Raw genomic sequence first — 16,834 nt, forward strand, 5'->3', positions numbered from 1 at the left:
TTCCTAAAATTTTCATTGAGATATGTTATACTATATTCAATAAGTGAATAAGGAGAAAGCTATGCCAGTAAATGAATATGATCAGATGATTGGGGAGTCAATGGAAGGTTATACACCGGGCGAATTGCCTTCTATTGGTTTCTTAGAAGGGCGTTATGCTAGGGTAGAGGCTCTTTCGGTGGAAAAGCATGCGGATGATTTATTAGCTGTTTATGGTCCAGATACTCCGCGGGAGATGTGGACTTACCTCTTTCAGGAACCAGTGGCAGATATGGAGGAGCTGGTTAGCCTTTTAAATCAGATGTTGGCTCGTAAGGATCGCTTTTACTATGCAATTATAGACAAGGAAACTGGTAAGGCTTTGGGAACATTTTCTCTCATGCGCATTGACCAGAATAATCGAGTGATAGAAGTGGGAGCGGTCACTTTTTCTCCAGAACTCAGGGGAACACGAATAGGGACAGAAGCTCAGTATCTCTTGGCACGTTATGTTTTTGAGGAGCTTAACTATCGTCGCTACGAATGGAAATGTGATTCTCTTAATCTGCCATCCAGACGAGCTGCGGAGCGTTTGGGATTTGTTTATGAAGGAACCTTCCGCCAGGCAGTCGTTTATAAGGGGCGTACTAGGGATACGGATTGGTTGTCTATGATTGATAAGGACTGGCCTCAAGTCAAAGCTCGATTGGAAGCATGGTTGGCTCCTGAAAATTTTGATAAAAATGGACGGCAGTACAAGAGCTTGAGAGAGTTTTAAGAGGTGTTGACATGATCACTATTAAAAAGCAAGAATTTGTCAAGCTAGAGGATGTTTTGCATCTCTATCAGGCTGTCGGTTGGACAAATTATACCGATCAATCAGAGATGCTGGAGCAGGCCTTATCTCATTCATTAGCGATTTATGTGGCGCTTGATGATGATACTGTGGTGGGCTTGATTCGTTTGGTTGGAGATGGATTCTCATCAGTACTGGTTCAGGATTTAATCGTTTTACCTATCTATCAGCGTCAAGGGATTGGTAGTGCCCTAATGAAAGAGGTTTTAGAGGATTACAAAGATGTCTATCAAGTTCAGCTGGTGACAGAAGAGACAGAAAGAACCTTGGGCTTCTATCGTTCTATGGGCTTTGAAATCTTATCCACCTATAATTGTATAGGAATGACTTGGATGAATCGAGAAAAATAATAAAATTTGTTTTTTATTAAGCAAAATTTAAGGATGGTCTAGTATTATATAGTCATTAAATAAAGACCTCCTAACTTTATTTAATGAAATCCTAAAACTTTTTTCATCATAATCTCCTAATGAAGCCACCCAATCAGGTGGCTTTTTTCGTGGATAGGTGATGGTGATAGATTTTTTTTGCAAAATAGTAAAATTTGAGAAAAGTTAAGCTAGTTTTAAGCTTTGTCTTGTATCATATAGTTATTAAATAAAGACCTCCTAACTTTATTTAATAAAATCCTAAACTTTTCTTTTTCATAATAATCTCCCTTAACTCCACCCAATCAGGTGGAGTTTTTTGGCTCTATTTCAGGATTTTGGGGACTATTCTAAAAATCATTTTCCGATATTTTTCGGATTTTGGTCGGGGAATTGGCGGGGACTTTTTTTAGCGAATATGACTAATAAATAGGTCTGTTGTCGCTTCAGCTACTTCAAACTCAATTTGATTGTAAGTGACTGTTAATTGAAGGACTGGAACTGCTGTAATAATGTTCTTGGTTGTCGAGGAGTGAGTCATCATATTGTTGTACAGCGGTTAAAGCTTGCGAAGCTGAGAATGTAAATCTTTGACGAAATGTGTGAACTGTGGGATAATGAAAGAGAATTAAGTATTGTGTCTATATCATAGGCTAGAAAAGACCCCAAGCTCACGTCCAAATAAGCTTGGGGTCTTTTTTGACACTATCTATCTTTGTTTAGCCATTTATCGACTAATACCCTTCGAAAATCAAATTCAAACCACGTCAGCTTCACCTTGCCGTACTCAAGTACAGCCTGTGGCTAGCTTCCTAGTTTGCTCTTTGATTTTCATTGAGTATAAGCGAAGAACAACACCGACCACAATTGGTCCGATGATAATTTTAAGGATTAGTTCCATCATGGGCTATCTTACTTCCTATCGCAGGCGATGAAGCAGTGATGTAGAATAAAGTGCTAAAGTCGAGGGTCATCTAATCAGGTGGCTTTTTTGTTTGTGGCTTGGATTTTTGATATAATAGAGCAATGAGTAGAATTTTAGATAATGAGATAATGGGGGACGAGGAGTTAGTAGAACGCACGCTCCGTCCTCAGTACTTACGTGAATATATTGGGCAGGACAAGGTCAAGGACCAGCTCCAAATCTTTATCGAAGCTGCCAAAATGCGGGATGAAGCGCTGGATCATGTGCTCTTATTTGGCCCTCCAGGCTTGGGAAAAACGACCATGGCTTTTGTTATTGCCAACGAACTAGGTGTCAATCTCAAGCAGACTTCGGGTCCAGTCATTGAAAAAGCCGGAGATCTGGTAGCGATTTTGAATGACTTAGAGCCTGGGGATGTCCTTTTTATTGATGAGATTCATCGCTTGCCCATGTCGGTGGAAGAGGTGCTTTATAGTGCCATGGAAGACTTCTACATTGACATCATGATTGGGGCTGGTGAGGGTAGTCGTAGTGTTCATTTGGAGTTACCACCTTTTACCTTGATTGGTGCGACGACTCGGGCTGGTATGCTCTCAAATCCACTACGGGCACGTTTTGGGATTACAGGTCATATGGAGTATTATGCCCATGCTGACTTGACGGAAATTGTCGAGCGGACGGCAGATATTTTTGAGATGGAAATCACCCATGAGGCAGCATCTGAGTTGGCATTGCGTAGTCGTGGGACCCCTCGTATTGCCAATCGTCTCCTCAAGCGCGTGCGCGATTTTGCCCAGATAATGGGGAATGGGGTTATCGATGATCTTATTACCGATAAGGCTTTGACTATGCTGGATGTTGACCATGAAGGTTTGGACTATGTGGATCAAAAAATCCTTCGCACCATGATTGAGATGTACGGTGGTGGTCCTGTTGGTCTAGGAACTCTTTCTGTTAACATAGCAGAAGAACGTGAGACAGTTGAAGATATGTATGAGCCTTACTTGATTCAAAAAGGTTTTATCATGCGGACGCGGTCTGGACGGGTGGCGACTGCTAAGGCATATGAGCACTTAGGTTATGAATATAGTGAAAAATGAGCAAGAAATTCTAGAGGATTTTAGAGAAAATCCGGATATGATGGCTATTCTGACTGTCATCCGAAACTTGGAGTTGACAGATTCCTGGTTGGCAGCAGGTTCTGTCAGAAATTTTATCTGGAATCTCTTGTCAGACAAATCCCCTTTTGACTGTGAAACAGATGTAGATGTAATTTTCTTTGATCCAGATATTTCTTACGAGGAAACCTTGTCCCTAGAGAAAAAACTGCGAGAGGACTTTCCTCAGTACCAGTGGGAGTTGAAAAATCAGGTCTATATGCACCAGCACAGTCCTCACACTTCTCCCTATACCAGTTCTCGTGATGCTATGAGTAAGTATCCAGAACGATGTACGGCTGTTGGACTGCGCTTGAATGAAGAATCCGATTTTGAACTCTATGCACCTTATGGTTTGGAGGATATTTTGAATTTTCAAGTTCGTCCAACTCCTCATTTTTTAGAGAATCAAGACAGAATGGAACTTTATCGAACACGTCTATCCAAGAAAAATTGGCAGGAGAAATGGAAAAATTTGATTTTTAAAAATACTTAAGGAAACTTTAAGCTAGGAAGTGTATACTAAGTCCATAAGTTAAGAAGACCTTAACTTAAACTCCTAAAACTTTTTCATAATAATCTCCCTATAAAAAATAGAGTCGCCCAATCAGGCGGCTTATTTTTTTGAAAAATGGGCTTGGTGCCTGAGAATAATACTCAATGAAAATCAAAGACCAAACTAGGAAGCTAGCCGCAGGTTGCTCAAAACACTGTTTTGAGGCTGCAGATAGAGCTGACGTGGTTTGAATTTGATTTTCGAAGAGTATAAATAGCTTAGTGATAGAAGAAAATAGGGAAATATGGTATAATGAAACGATAGATTTTTGAATAGGAATAAGATCATGTTTGGATTTTTTAAGAAAGATAAGGCTGTGGAAGTAGAGGTTCCGACACAGGTTCCTGCTCATATCGGCATCATCATGGATGGGAATGGTCGTTGGGCTAAGAAACGTATGCAACCGCGAGTATTCGGACATAAGGCGGGCATGGAAGCATTGCAAACTGTGACCAAGGCAGCCAACAAACTAGGCGTCAAGGTGATTACAGTCTATGCTTTTTCTACAGAAAACTGGACCCGTCCAGATCAGGAAGTCAAGTTTATCATGAACTTGCCAGTAGAGTTTTATGATAATTATGTCCCGGAATTGCATGCGAATAATGTTAAGATTCAAATGATTGGGGAGACAGAACGCCTGCCTAAGCAAACTTTTGAAGCTCTGACCAAGGCTGAGGAATTAACTAAGAACAACACAGGATTAATTCTTAATTTTGCCCTCAACTATGGTGGACGTGCTGAGATTACACAGGCTCTTAAGTTGATTTCTCAGGATGTTTTAGATGCCAAAATCAACCCAGGTGACATCACAGAGGAATTGATTGGTAATTATCTTTTTACCCAGCATTTACCTAAGGAGTTACGAGACCCAGACTTGATTATCCGTACTAGTGGAGAATTGCGTTTGAGCAATTTCCTTCCATGGCAGGGAGCCTACAGTGAGCTCTATTTTACGGACACCTTGTGGCCTGATTTTGACGAGGCGGCCTTGCAGGAAGCCATTCTTGCCTACAATCGTCGTCATCGCCGATTTGGAGGAGTTTAGGAGGAAATATGACACAGGATTTACAGAAAAGAACCTTGTTTGCAGGGATTGCCCTGGCTATTTTCCTACCAATTTTAATGATTGGGGGCCTCTTGCTTCAGATAGCAATTGGAATCATAGCCATGCTAGCCATGCATGAACTTTTGAAGATGAGAGGTCTAGAGACCATGACTATGGAGGGCCTCTTAACCCTCTTTGCAACCTTTGCTTTGACCATTCCCTTGGAGAATTATCTGACTTTTTTACCAGTTGATGGGAATGTGGTTGCCTATAGTGTTTTGATTTCAATTATGTTAGGAACGACTGTTTTTAGCAAGTCTTATACGATTGAGGACGCTGTTTTCCCTCTTGCTATGAGTTTCTATGTTGGCTTTGGATTTAATGCTTTACTAGATGCTCGCGTTGCAGGTTTAGATAAGGCTCTATTGGCCTTGTGTATCGTCTGGGCGACAGACAGTGGTGCCTATCTTGTTGGGATGAACTATGGTAAACGCAAATTAGCTCCGACAGTTTCTCCAAATAAAACCTTTGAGGGTGCCTTGGGTGGTATTTTAGGTGCGATTTTAGTAACTATTATCTTTATGATAGTTGACAGTACAGTTGCTCTTCCGTATGGAATTTACAAGATGTCAGTCTTTGCTATTTTCTTTAGCATTGCTGGACAATTTGGTGATTTACTAGAAAGTTCGATTAAGCGTCACTTTGGTGTCAAGGATTCTGGGAAATTTATTCCTGGACATGGTGGTGTTTTGGATCGTTTTGATAGTATGTTGCTTGTATTTCCAATCATGCACTTGTTTGGACTCTTTTAATCAAAAGACGGAGGAAATACTATGCTCGGAATTTTAACCTTTATTCTGGTTTTTGGGATTATTGTAGTGGTGCACGAGTTCGGACACTTCTACTTTGCCAAGAAATCAGGGATTCTAGTGCGTGAATTTGCCATTGGCATGGGACCCAAGATCTTTGCTCATATTGGCAAGGATGGAACGGCCTATACCATTCGAATCTTGCCTCTGGGTGGCTATGTTCGCATGGCCGGTTGGGGTGATGATACAACTGAAATTAAGACAGGAACTCCTGTCAGTTTGACCCTTACTGATGATGGTAAGGTTAAACGCATCAATCTTTCAGGTAAAAAATTAGATCAAACAGCCCTCCCTATGCAGGTGACCCAGTTTGATTTTGAAGACAAGCTCTTTATCAAGGGCTTGGTTCTGGAAGAAGAAAAAACATTTGCAGTAGATCACGATGCAACGGTTGTGGAAGCAGATGGAACTGAGGTTCGAATTGCTCCTTTGGATGTGCAATATCAAAATGCGACTATCTGGGGGAAACTGATTACTAACTTTGCAGGTCCTATGAACAACTTTATCTTAGGTGTCGTTGTTTTCTGGATTTTAATCTTTATGCAGGGTGGTGTCAGAGATGTCGATACCAACCAGTTCCATATTATGCCTCAAGGGGCTTTGGCTAAGGTAGGAGTACCAGAAACGGCACAGATTACCAAGATTGGTTCACATGAGGTTAGCAACTGGGAAAGCTTGATTCAAGCTGTGGAATCAGAAACCAAAGATAAGACGGCCCCGACCTTGGATGTGACTATTTCTGAAAAGGGGAGTGACAAACAAGTCACTGTTACTCCGGAAGAAAGTCAAGGCCGTTACCTTCTAGGTGTTCAACCGGGGATTAAGTCAGATTTTGTATCTATGTTTGTAGGTGGTTTTACAACTGCTGTTGACTCGGCCCTCCGAATTCTATCAGATCTGAAAAATCTGATTTTCCAACCGGATTTGAACAAACTAGGTGGACCTGTTGCCATCTTTAAGGCAAGTAGTGATGCTGCTAAAAATGGAATTGAGAATGTCTTGTACTTCTTGGCAATTATTTCCATCAATATTGGGATTTTTAATCTTATTCCGATTCCAGCCCTGGATGGTGGTAAGATTGTGCTCAATATCCTAGAAGCTATCCGCCGCAAACCATTGAAACAAGAAATTGAAACCTATGTCACCTTGGCCGGAGTGGTCATCATGGTTGTCTTGATGATTGCTGTGACTTGGAATGACATCATGCGACTCTTTTTTAGATAATCGAGGAATATTATGAAACAAAGTAAAATGCCTATCCCAACGCTTCGCGAAATGCCAAGCGATGCTCAAGTTATCAGCCATGCTCTTATGTTGCGAGCTGGTTATGTTCGCCAAGTTTCAGCAGGCGTTTATTCTTACCTACCACTTGCTAACCGTGTGATTGAAAAAGCTAAAAACATCATGCGCCAAGAATTTGATAAGATTGGTGCCGTTGAGATGTTAGCTCCAGCCCTTCTCAGTGCAGAATTGTGGCGCGAATCAGGTCGTTACGAAACTTATGGTGAGGACCTTTACAAACTAAAAAACCGTGAAAAATCAGACTTCATTCTAGGTCCAACTCACGAAGAAACCTTTACAGCTATTGTCCGTGATTCTGTTAAGTCTTACAAGCAATTGCCACTTAATCTTTATCAAATCCAGCCTAAGTATCGTGATGAAAAACGCCCACGTAATGGACTTCTTCGTACACGTGAGTTCATCATGAAAGATGCTTACAGTTTCCACGCTAACTATGATAGCTTGGACAGTGTTTACGATGAGTACAAGGCTGCTTATGAGCGTATTTTCACTCGTAGTGGTTTAGATTTCAAGGCTATCATCGGTGACGGTGGAGCCATGGGTGGTAAGGACAGCCAAGAATTTATGGCTATTACACCTGCTCGTACAGACCTTGACCGATGGGTTGTTTTGGACAAGTCAGTTACCTCATTTGATGAAATTCCTGCAGAAGTGCAAGAAGAAATCAAGGCAGAATTGCTTAAATGGATGGTTTCTGGTGAAGATACCATTGCTTACTCAAGTGAGTCTAGCTATGCGGCTAACTTGGAAATGGCAACAAACGAGTACAAACCAAGCAACCGTGTTGTCGCTGAAGAAGAAGTGACTCGTGTGGCAACTCCAGATGTTAAATCAATTGATGAAGTTGCAGCCTTCCTCAATGTTCCAGAAGAACAAACGATCAAAACCCTCTTCTACATGGCAGATGGTGAACTTGTTGCGGCCCTTCTAGTTGGAAATGACCAACTCAACGAAGTTAAGTTGAAAAACCATTTGGGAGCAGATTTCTTTGACGTTGCTAGCGAAGAAGAAGTGGCGAATCTTGTTCAAGCAGGGTTCGGTTCACTTGGACCAGTTGGTTTGCCAGAGAATATTAAAATTATTGCAGATCGTAAGGTGCAAGATGTTCGCAATGCAGTTGTTGGTGCTAACGAAGATGGCTACCACTTGACTGGTGTGAACCCAGGTCGTGATTTTACTGCAGAATATGTGGATATCCGTGAAGTTCGTGAGGGGGAAATTTCTCCAGACGGACAAGGTGTTCTTAACTTTGCGCGTGGTATCGAAATTGGTCACATCTTCAAACTCGGCACTCGCTATTCAGCAAGCATGGGAGCAGATGTTTTGGATGAAAATGGCCGTGCTGTGCCAATTATCATGGGATGTTACGGTATCGGTGTCAGCCGTCTCCTTTCAGCAGTGATGGAGCAACACGCTCGCCTCTTTGTTAACAAAACGCCAAAAGGTGAATACCGTTACGCTTGGGGAATCAACTTCCCTAAAGAGTTGGCACCATTTGATGTGCACTTGATAACTGTCAATGTCAAGGATGATGAAGCGCAAGCCTTGACAGAAAAGCTTGAAGCAAGCTTGATGGGAGCTGGTTACGAAGTCTTGACAGATGACCGTAACGAACGTGTCGGTGTTAAATTCAGCGATAGTGACTTGATTGGGTTGCCAATCCGTATCACTGTTGGGAAGAAAGCGGCCGATGGCATCGTAGAAGTTAAGATTAAAGCGACTGGTGATACTATCGAAGTTCATGCAGATAACGTGCTTGAAACGCTTGAAATCCTCAGCAAGAAATAAAAACTATAATCAGAAGAAAAACAAGGAAAAAATGTAACTAGTTTTTACCTTGTTTTTTCTGTATAATGGGAAAAATGAGTAGATAAAGAGGTAAATGTATGCTAAGATTTCCAAAGGATTTTGTCTGGGGATCCTCTACTTCTGGACCACAAACAGAAGGACGTGTAGCTGGTGACGGTAAGGGAGATAATCTCTGGGATTATTGGTACCAAGTGGAGCCAAATCGTTACTATAATGGGATTGGTCCAGATAAAACATCAACCTTTTATGAAAACTGGGAAAAGGATATTGAGCTACTGTTAGAGACTGGTCATACGGCCTTTCGGACTTCTATTCAGTGGTCACGGATTTTTCCACAAGGGCGTGGAAAAGTCAATGCTCAAGGTGTGGATTTCTATCGTAAGGTTTTTGAGGCTATTAAGGCTAAGGGGATTCGTCTTTTAGTCAATCTTTATCATTTTGATTTGCCTTTTGCCCTTCAAGAGGATGGTGATGGTTGGGAAAATAAGGCGACTGTTTCAGCCTATGAAGACTATGCTCGTTTTTGTTTTGAGATTTATGGAGATTTAGTGGATCAATGGATTACCTTTAACGAGCCAATAGTTCCAGTAGAATTTGGCTATTTTTACGATGCCCATTATCCACATAAGGTGGATGCAGAGGCAGCCGTTAAAGTAGCTTATCATACACAATTGGCCAGCAGTCGGGCGGTTAAGGCTTGTCATGAACTTTTGCCAGATTCCAAGATTGGGATTGTCTTAAACTTGACACCGGCTTATCCACGTAGCCAGCATCCTGCTGATGTCAAGGCTGCTAATATTGCGGACCTTTTTCAGGCCCAATCTTTCTTAGATCCGTCTGTTTTGGGGACTTATCCACAGGAGTTGGTAGAAATCTTACATGAATACGGTCTCTTGCCTGATGCTACAGAGGAGGAGTTGGATATCATTCGTGACAATACTGTGGACTTCCTTGGTGTCAACTACTATCAACCTTTGCGTGTTATGGCTCCTCGATTTGCGAAGCATCCAGAGAGTCCTCTTTTGCCAGAACATTTTTATGAGCCTTATGTGATGCCTGGACGTAAAATCAATCCTCATCGTGGCTGGGAGATTTATGAGCAAGGGATTTATGACATTGCCCAAAATATCAAGGAAAATTATGGTAATATCGAGTGGATGTTGACAGAGAATGGTATGGGTGTTGAAGGGGAAGAAAAATTCCGTGAGAATGGAATGATTCAAGATGATTACCGTATTGACTTTGTAAAAGGTCATCTTCGCGAACTTCACCGTGCCATTGAAGACGGAGCCAATTGTAAGGGCTACTTGATTTGGACCTTTATCGATTGCTGGTCATGGCTCAATAGCTATAAAAATCGCTATGGCTTGGTCGAATTAGACTTGGAAACGCAAGAACGTCGTCTGAAGAAATCAGGGCACTGGTTCAAGGAATTAAGCGATAATAATGGATTTTAAAAAGGACTCTGACTGATTATCCTAATTGGTCAGAGTCTTTTGCTAACAGGAGCGTAATTTGAACTATACCAATTTTTACTCTTGACAAGTGAAAGAAACAAGTATATACTGTTTTTGCTGATTCTATAAAAGAGGAATTAGACTATACCAATTTTAAGGAGAAAGCACAGCTGGTCTGTGTCGTATATACTATGTGTGGAATTGTTGGTGTTGTTGGAAACACAAATGCAACTGATATTTTGATTCAAGGGCTTGAAAAGCTCGAATACCGTGGCTATGATTCTGCGGGGATTTTTGTCCTAGGTGGTGCTGAAAACCACTTGGTGAAGGCTGTTGGTCGTATCGCAGAATTGTCTGCTAAGACAGCTGGTGTTGAGGGGACAACGGGTATCGGACATACTCGTTGGGCTACTCACGGAAAACCAACGGAAGACAATGCTCACCCACATCGCTCTGAGACTGAACGTTTTGTTTTGGTGCACAATGGGGTCATTGAGAACTACCTTGAAATCAAGGAAGAATACCTTGCAGGTCACCACTTTAAGGGGCAAACAGATACTGAAATCGCTGTTCACTTGATTGGAAAATTTGCGGAAGAAGAAGGTCTCTCTGTTCTTGAAGCCTTCAAAAAAGCTCTTCACATCATCCGTGGTTCTTATGCTTTTGCCTTGGTTGACTCACAAGATCCTGAAGTCATCTACGTAGCTAAAAATAAATCACCACTCTTGATTGGTCTTGGTGAAGGTTATAACATGGTATGCTCAGATGCTATGGCTATGATTCGTGAAACCAACCAATACATGGAAATTCATGACCAAGAGTTGGTAATCGTCAAGGCTGATAGTGTGGAAGTTCAAGACTATGATGGAAATCGTCGTGAGCGTGCTAGCTACACTGCTGAGCTAGACTTGTCAGATATCGGTAAAGGAACTTACCCTTACTACATGCTTAAGGAAATTGACGAGCAACCAACTGTTATGCGTAAACTAATCCAAGCCTACACAGATGAGGCTGGTCAAGTAGTAGTAGACCCAGCTATCATCCAGGCTGTTCAAGACGCAGACCGTATCTACATCCTTGCAGCTGGGACATCTTACCACGCAGGATTTGCTTCTAAGAAAATGTTGGAAGAATTGACAGATACACCAGTTGAACTTGGAATTTCATCTGAGTGGGGTTACGGTATGCCACTTCTCAGCAAGAAACCACTCTTCATCTTTATCAGTCAGTCTGGTGAAACGGCGGATAGCCGTCAGGTTTTGGTCAAGGCTAATGAAATGGGAATCCCAAGCTTGACAGTGACAAACGTACCAGGTTCAACTCTTTCACGTGAAGCCAATCATACCATGCTCCTTCATGCAGGTCCTGAAATTGCCGTAGCATCAACAAAGGCTTATACAGCACAAATTGCAGCCCTTGCTTTTCTTGCAAAAGCAGTAGGAGAAGCAAATGGCAATGCTAAAGCGCAAGTCTTTGACTTGGTTCATGAGTTGTCAATCGTAGCTCAGTCTATCGAATCAACTCTTTCAGAGAAAGAAACCATTGAAGCCAAGGTTCGTGAGCTTCTTGAAACAACTCGCAACGCCTTTTATATTGGGCGTGGTCAAGATTACTACGTAGCTATGGAAGCAAGCCTTAAACTCAAAGAGATTTCTTACATCCAGTGTGAAGGCTTTGCGGCAGGAGAACTCAAGCACGGAACTATTGCCTTGATTGAAGAAGGAACGCCTGTTTTGGCTCTCTTGTCAGATCCAGTCCTTGCCAACCACACTCGTGGAAATATCCAAGAGGTGGCAGCCCGTGGTGCCAAGGTTCTCACTATTGCAGAAGAAAATGTTGCCAAAGATACAGATGATATCGTCCTTACGACTGTACACCCTTACCTCTCACCAATTTCAATGGTCGTGCCAACGCAATTAGTCGCTTACTTTGCAACACTCCACCGTGGGCTTGATGTGGACAAACCACGTAACCTTGCTAAGTCAGTAACGGTAGAATAAGCTTAAAAAGTCTAGTTATCTAGGCTTTTTCTTGTGAGCAAATCGGTTGCTTGTACTCAAGATTCGTGTTAGAATAATTTTTCAAAATGAAGGACCGGAATAGACAAGGAGAATCACTGTGGTAGAATTGGGAATTTCAACATTTGGAGAAACAACGGAGCTTGAAGGGACTGGGCAAACTTACAGTCATGCTGAACGCATTCGCCAGTTGCTGGCAGAGATTGAACTGGCTGACAAGGTTGGTTTGGATGTGTATGGGATTGGTGAGCACCATCGAGCGGATTTTGCGATATCTGCGCCAGAGATTGTTCTGGCAGCTGGGGCAGTCAATACCAAGAAGATTCGTTTGACCAGTGCAGTCAGCATTCTCTCAAGTATGGATCCGATTCGATTGTTCCAACAATATGCCACTATCGATGCTTTGTCAAATGGACGTGCGGAGATTATGGCCGGAAGGGGTTCTTTCACGGAATCTTTTCCCTTGTTTGGCTATGATTTGAAAGACTACGAAGCTCTTTTTGATGAGAAATTAGACTTGCTTCAATTAGTCAATGAAAAGATAAAACTAGATTGGCAAGGTCGATTGACCCAAACAATCTCTGGCAAAGAAGTTTATCCTCGTCCAGTTCAGGACAAATTGCCCTTGTGGATAGCGACAGGTGGTCATGTCGAATCAACTGTGAAGATTGCTCAGGCTGGTCTACCGATTGTTTATGCTATTATTGGTGGCAATCCGCGTTATTTTAAAAAGTTGATTCAGGCTTATCGTGAGATTGGAAGCGAAGCGGGTTATGCCAGTCAGGAACTAAAGGTTGGAGCTCATTCTTGGGGTTGGATTGCTGAAGATGGTGAGCAGGCTGTAAAAGATTATTTCCATCCGACTAAGCAAGTGGTGGATGCTATTTCCAAAGACCGTCCGCACTGGCAGGAATTGCGTTATGAGCAATATTTGGAGCAAGTTGGGCCAAATGGTGCTATGTTTGTGGGCAATTCAGATCAGGTGGCCGAAAAATTGATTCGCATGATTGAAGACTTAGGTTTGGACCGCTTCATGCTCCATCTACCGCTTGGTTCCATGCCCCATGACCAGGTTCTGAGAGCTATTGAACTATTCGGAATGCAAGTGGCACCCAAAGTACGGGAATACTTTGCCATGAAAGAGGCTTAATAAAAAATCCTAATCAGGCTGATAAAAAATCTATATAACAACTATTTTAAAAAAGCAATAAACAAAAAAGAATCTCTGAAAAGCTAGTAAAATCAAGCTTTCCAGAGATTTTTTCGTTATTGATATAAACAATATCAATCAAGTCGATAGTCAATATATATTGGGAAAAGGTCAAAAGGAGTGGTAAGATGGTTTCAATCCAAATGGAAGGAGAAAAGTATGACAAGTAAAAGAGAGCTAGTTTTTAAAGCCATCCGAGGAGAAGAGGTGGAACGAGTTCCTGTAGGCTTTTGGTTTCATTTTGTAACACTGGAGGAAAAAGGGCAAGGTTTAAATAACCCACGTATCTTTCAAAAAAGTGTAGAGGGACATCGGAAGTACGTTGAAAGAATTCATCCTGATTTTGTCAAAATGATGAGTGACGGATTTTTCATTTATCCAAGTAATGTCTACAGTCCTTTGGTTTCAAGTATTCAGGAGCTGGCTTCTATTGAGTCGATTGGTGAAAACCATCCTTGGATTCAGCAACAAGTAGAAGTGGTAGAAGCTATTCGAGCAACCTTCACTGAGGACATTGCTTCATTCTACAATATCTTTTCTCCGATTTCCTACCTGAAACGTTGGTTTCGTACAGAGACTTCTAGAGGTGATAAGGAGGTTGCTAATCTATTACTCGAAAATCCAGAGCTATTCAGGGAGATTTTAGATGTAATAGCTGAGGATATCGCAATCCTAACCAAGGCAATCATTCAGGATTGTGGAGCAGATGGGATTTACCTCAGTACACAAGAAATTCAGGATGAGCGCATCACAGCAGAATTGTATCAGACCTATATTGAGCCAAGCAACATAAAGGTTTTAGAAGCTGCTAATCAGGCAGGTGGGGTCAATATCCTGCATATCTGCGGTTTCCAAGGTGCCAGTAACAATGTGACTATTTTCAAAGATTATCCAGCCCAAGTTTTCAATTGGGCAACCCACCATGAAGCAGTCAGCTTACCTCAAGGTCAGGAGCTATTTCATGGCAAAGCGGTCTTGGGTGGTTTTGAAAATGGAAAGCAGAGCCTGCTTTATGGAGGTAGCAAGGCTAAACTACAAGAGGAAACCAAACGCTTGTTGGCTGAAGCTGGGACTAGAGGAGTCCTTCTTGGAGCGGATTGCACGGTTCCAGATGACTTTGAATTAGAACGATTGGACTGGATTCGTCAGGCTGCTATTTTAGAATAGGAGGGCCTTATGAAAAGAAAAAAGTGGCTATTGGTAGGGACGGCCCTCGGCTTTGTCATCTTACTTGCGATCAGTCTTACAAAGGGACTTACTTGTAAGGAAGGGCCAAGTTGTCATGGGATTCAGGATTTTCAGAAGAGAAGTCTTCGCTTTATTCAAACCAATGATATTGCCAGTGTTTTATTAGTTGAAAAAGAAAGAAATGGAGAATAGAGATGTCAGAAAAAAGAGAATGGGTTTTAAAAGCATTTAGAGGAGAAGTGGTTGACCGTGTACCTGTAGGTTTTTGGCACCACTTTACATCAGAAGAGGAATGGTTAAAGGGATTTTCCAATCCTGTGATTATTGAAAAGAACATACAAGGTCACAAACGTTTTATCCGTGACCTACATCCAGACTTTATCAAGTTGATGAGTGATGGCTATTTTGCTTATCCAAATCCAGTTATTGCCAAAGGAAAGTCACTCCAAGAGTTGGCAGAGATTCAACCTCTGGGTGAAGATCATCCGTGGATTAGAGAGCAGGTAGAATTAGTGAAGAAGATTAAGCAGGAGTTTACGGAAGATATTGTTGCTATTTACAATATTTTTGCGCCTGTGACCTACCTCAAATGGTTACTTGGAGAAGTGTCTGGTGGAGATGATCTCATTGCAGATTTCTTAGTTCAAGATTCTCAGAAATTGAAAAAAGTCCTTGATGTGATTGCGCAAGATATCGCTAGCTTGAGTCAAGCTATTATTAAAGATGCAGGAGCAGACGGTATTTATCTCAGTGTGCAAAGTATTCAGGATGCGCGTGTTTCTGCTGAAGCCTATCAGGAGATTATTGCGCCGAGTGAACTGACTGTTTTAAAAGCGGCTAAGTCGGTTGGTGGGGTAAATATCCTTCATATCTGTGGCTATGAAGGAGCTCGAAACGATATTCATATCTTTGCCGACTATCCAGCTCATGTTTTTAACTGGGCAGTTGGTCCAGAAGGAATTAGCCTAAAAGAAGGTCGTGAGATTTTCAAGGGTCGTGCTGTTCTGGGAGGATTTGAAAACGGTGAAGATGGCCTTCTTTATCGAGGCAGTAAGGAAGAAATTCAAGCTGAAACCAAACGATTGGTAGAAGAAACAGGAAAAGAGGGCTTCATACTTGGAGCAGATTGTACCATTCCGAGTGATATTGCAGTGGAGCGTATCCAGTGGGTGAGAGAGGCATTAGATAAATAAAGGAGAAGAATATGAGTAAGAAAACATGGATTATTGGTGGAGTTGCGGTTGCGGCAGTGCTTGGAGCAACGATTATTGGTAGAACTTTGGCGGGAGCATCTGCTAAAGGTGCAGATGCAGTTTCATCTGGACAAGTAACAACTTTAAAAGTTGCCCATACTCAAAACTATGTCCCTTATGATTTTATTGACGAAAAAGGGGAATCAGATGGTTATGAAGTCGCTGTTTTAAAGGCGGTTGATGAGAAATTAGCAGATTATAAATTTGAGTATACTGGAACTAGTGATGATGATCTCTTGATTGGACTTGAGTCTGGCAAGTACGATATTGGAACTAAAGGTGCTTGGTATACAGATGAACGGGCTAAGAAATTTATTATTCCATCTGAGCCAGTAGGAGCCAGCATTATTGGTTTTACTGTTAGAAAAGAAGATGAAGCCAAATATAAGAATATTGATGATTTTGCCAAAAATAAAGGAAAATTAGTACCCATCTCTCCTCAAAATGCCCAGTGGAATGTCATCAATAGTTATAACGAGAAGCATAAGGATACACCAATTGAGTTGACAGCTGCTGAATCCTTCAAGGTGGCAGATGCTTATGCTTGGGTTTTAGAAGGACGATATGATGCCTTCTTTGATATCAAGTTATCTTTTGAAAAAGCAGTGACAGCAGAGGATGGTTCTTACCACCAATATGCGGACAAACTTAGCTGGTTCCCTTATAAAGGAATCCCAACCTATCCATTGATTCACCGTGATGAAAAGGGTGAGAAGTTTGCTAAAGAGTATGAAAAAGCTATTAAAGAATTAAAAGAAGACGGTACTTTAGCTAAGCTTTCTCAAAAATACTTTAAAGAAGACGTCTTTAGCTACGTTGATAAAGATTAGATGAACAATCAG

At 41.7% G+C, this 16,834-nt stretch carries 16 protein-coding genes; 15 read left to right on the plus strand and 1 reads right to left on the minus strand.

Translation table 11 applies throughout. The features are described from left to right. Positions 1–61: 61 nt before the first annotated feature. Both O3664_RS07175 and O3664_RS07180 read left to right on the plus strand, forming a co-directional pair. A complete protein-coding gene (locus O3664_RS07175) occupies positions 62–757 on the plus strand; it encodes a GNAT family N-acetyltransferase (protein WP_049551256.1) in 696 nt (231 codons plus the stop codon). Between the two features lie 11 nt (positions 758–768). Continuing rightward, positions 769–1,185, plus strand: a complete 417-nt coding sequence (locus O3664_RS07180; RefSeq protein WP_020902700.1) for a GNAT family N-acetyltransferase — start codon at positions 769–771, stop codon at positions 1,183–1,185. Positions 1,186–1,612: 427 nt separating this feature from the next. On the opposite strand, the gene O3664_RS07185 is transcribed toward O3664_RS07180, so the two are convergent. Then, positions 1,613–1,747 (minus strand): hypothetical protein, encoded by a 135-nt coding sequence (locus O3664_RS07185; RefSeq protein ID WP_257960423.1) that lies wholly within the window; start codon positions 1,745–1,747, stop codon positions 1,613–1,615. A gap of 482 nt (positions 1,748–2,229) precedes the next feature. On the opposite strand from O3664_RS07185, the gene ruvB reads away from it, so the two are divergent. From ruvB to O3664_RS07250, 13 genes are all read left to right on the plus strand, one after another. Further along, positions 2,230–3,228, plus strand: a complete 999-nt coding sequence (gene ruvB, locus O3664_RS07190; protein ID WP_004239104.1) for a Holliday junction branch migration DNA helicase RuvB — start codon at positions 2,230–2,232, stop codon at positions 3,226–3,228. Next, entirely contained in the window at positions 3,209–3,781 is a 573-nt protein-coding gene (locus tag O3664_RS07195) for a nucleotidyltransferase family protein (RefSeq protein WP_001028387.1), read from the plus strand. Before ruvB ends, O3664_RS07195 begins: the two co-directional genes overlap by 20 nt. A gap of 346 nt (positions 3,782–4,127) precedes the next feature. Next, positions 4,128–4,886, plus strand: coding sequence for an isoprenyl transferase (locus tag O3664_RS07200; protein WP_000466726.1), 759 nt, complete (start codon positions 4,128–4,130; stop codon positions 4,884–4,886). A gap of 8 nt (positions 4,887–4,894) precedes the next feature. Continuing rightward, positions 4,895–5,698 (plus strand): phosphatidate cytidylyltransferase, encoded by an 804-nt coding sequence (locus tag O3664_RS07205; protein WP_000189860.1) that lies wholly within the window; start codon positions 4,895–4,897, stop codon positions 5,696–5,698. A 21-nt stretch (positions 5,699–5,719) separates the two neighbouring features. After that, complete coding sequence (gene rseP, locus O3664_RS07210; protein ID WP_000900673.1) at positions 5,720–6,979, plus strand: RIP metalloprotease RseP; 1,260 nt, start codon at positions 5,720–5,722, stop codon at positions 6,977–6,979. 12 nt (positions 6,980–6,991) lie between these two features. After that, complete coding sequence (locus tag O3664_RS07215) at positions 6,992–8,845, plus strand: proline--tRNA ligase (RefSeq protein ID WP_371613824.1); 1,854 nt, start codon at positions 6,992–6,994, stop codon at positions 8,843–8,845. A 98-nt stretch (positions 8,846–8,943) separates the two neighbouring features. Next, the gene (gene bglA / locus O3664_RS07220) at positions 8,944–10,323 is read left to right on the plus strand and encodes a 6-phospho-beta-glucosidase (RefSeq protein WP_084947823.1); all 1,380 of its coding nucleotides are present in this window, start codon (positions 8,944–8,946) and stop codon (positions 10,321–10,323) included. A 191-nt stretch (positions 10,324–10,514) separates the two neighbouring features. Next, the gene (gene glmS / locus O3664_RS07225) at positions 10,515–12,323 is read left to right on the plus strand and encodes a glutamine--fructose-6-phosphate transaminase (isomerizing) (protein WP_084950758.1); all 1,809 of its coding nucleotides are present in this window, start codon (positions 10,515–10,517) and stop codon (positions 12,321–12,323) included. Positions 12,324–12,441: 118 nt separating this feature from the next. After that, positions 12,442–13,491: an LLM class flavin-dependent oxidoreductase gene (locus tag O3664_RS07230; RefSeq protein ID WP_261019163.1), complete on the plus strand. Its 1,050-nt coding sequence runs from the start codon at positions 12,442–12,444 to the stop codon at positions 13,489–13,491. Positions 13,492–13,710: 219 nt separating this feature from the next. Continuing rightward, positions 13,711–14,718 carry a uroporphyrinogen decarboxylase family protein gene (locus O3664_RS07235; protein ID WP_023946744.1) on the plus strand — a complete coding sequence of 336 codons (1,008 nt, stop codon included), beginning with the start codon at positions 13,711–13,713 and terminating at the stop codon, positions 14,716–14,718. Between the two features lie 9 nt (positions 14,719–14,727). Continuing rightward, on the plus strand, positions 14,728–14,931 hold the full coding sequence (locus O3664_RS07240; protein ID WP_084947831.1) for a hypothetical protein: 204 nt from the start codon (positions 14,728–14,730) through the stop codon (positions 14,929–14,931). 2 nt (positions 14,932–14,933) lie between these two features. Continuing rightward, positions 14,934–15,932 (plus strand): uroporphyrinogen decarboxylase family protein, encoded by a 999-nt coding sequence (locus O3664_RS07245; protein WP_049499508.1) that lies wholly within the window; start codon positions 14,934–14,936, stop codon positions 15,930–15,932. 11 nt (positions 15,933–15,943) lie between these two features. Further along, the gene (locus tag O3664_RS07250; protein ID WP_023946740.1) at positions 15,944–16,822 is read left to right on the plus strand and encodes a transporter substrate-binding domain-containing protein; all 879 of its coding nucleotides are present in this window, start codon (positions 15,944–15,946) and stop codon (positions 16,820–16,822) included. Positions 16,823–16,834: the final 12 nt, after the last annotated feature.

Source organism: Streptococcus sp. 27098_8_109 (assembly GCF_041432295.1).
In the GTDB taxonomy this organism is placed as follows: Bacteria; Bacillota; Bacilli; order Lactobacillales; family Streptococcaceae; genus Streptococcus.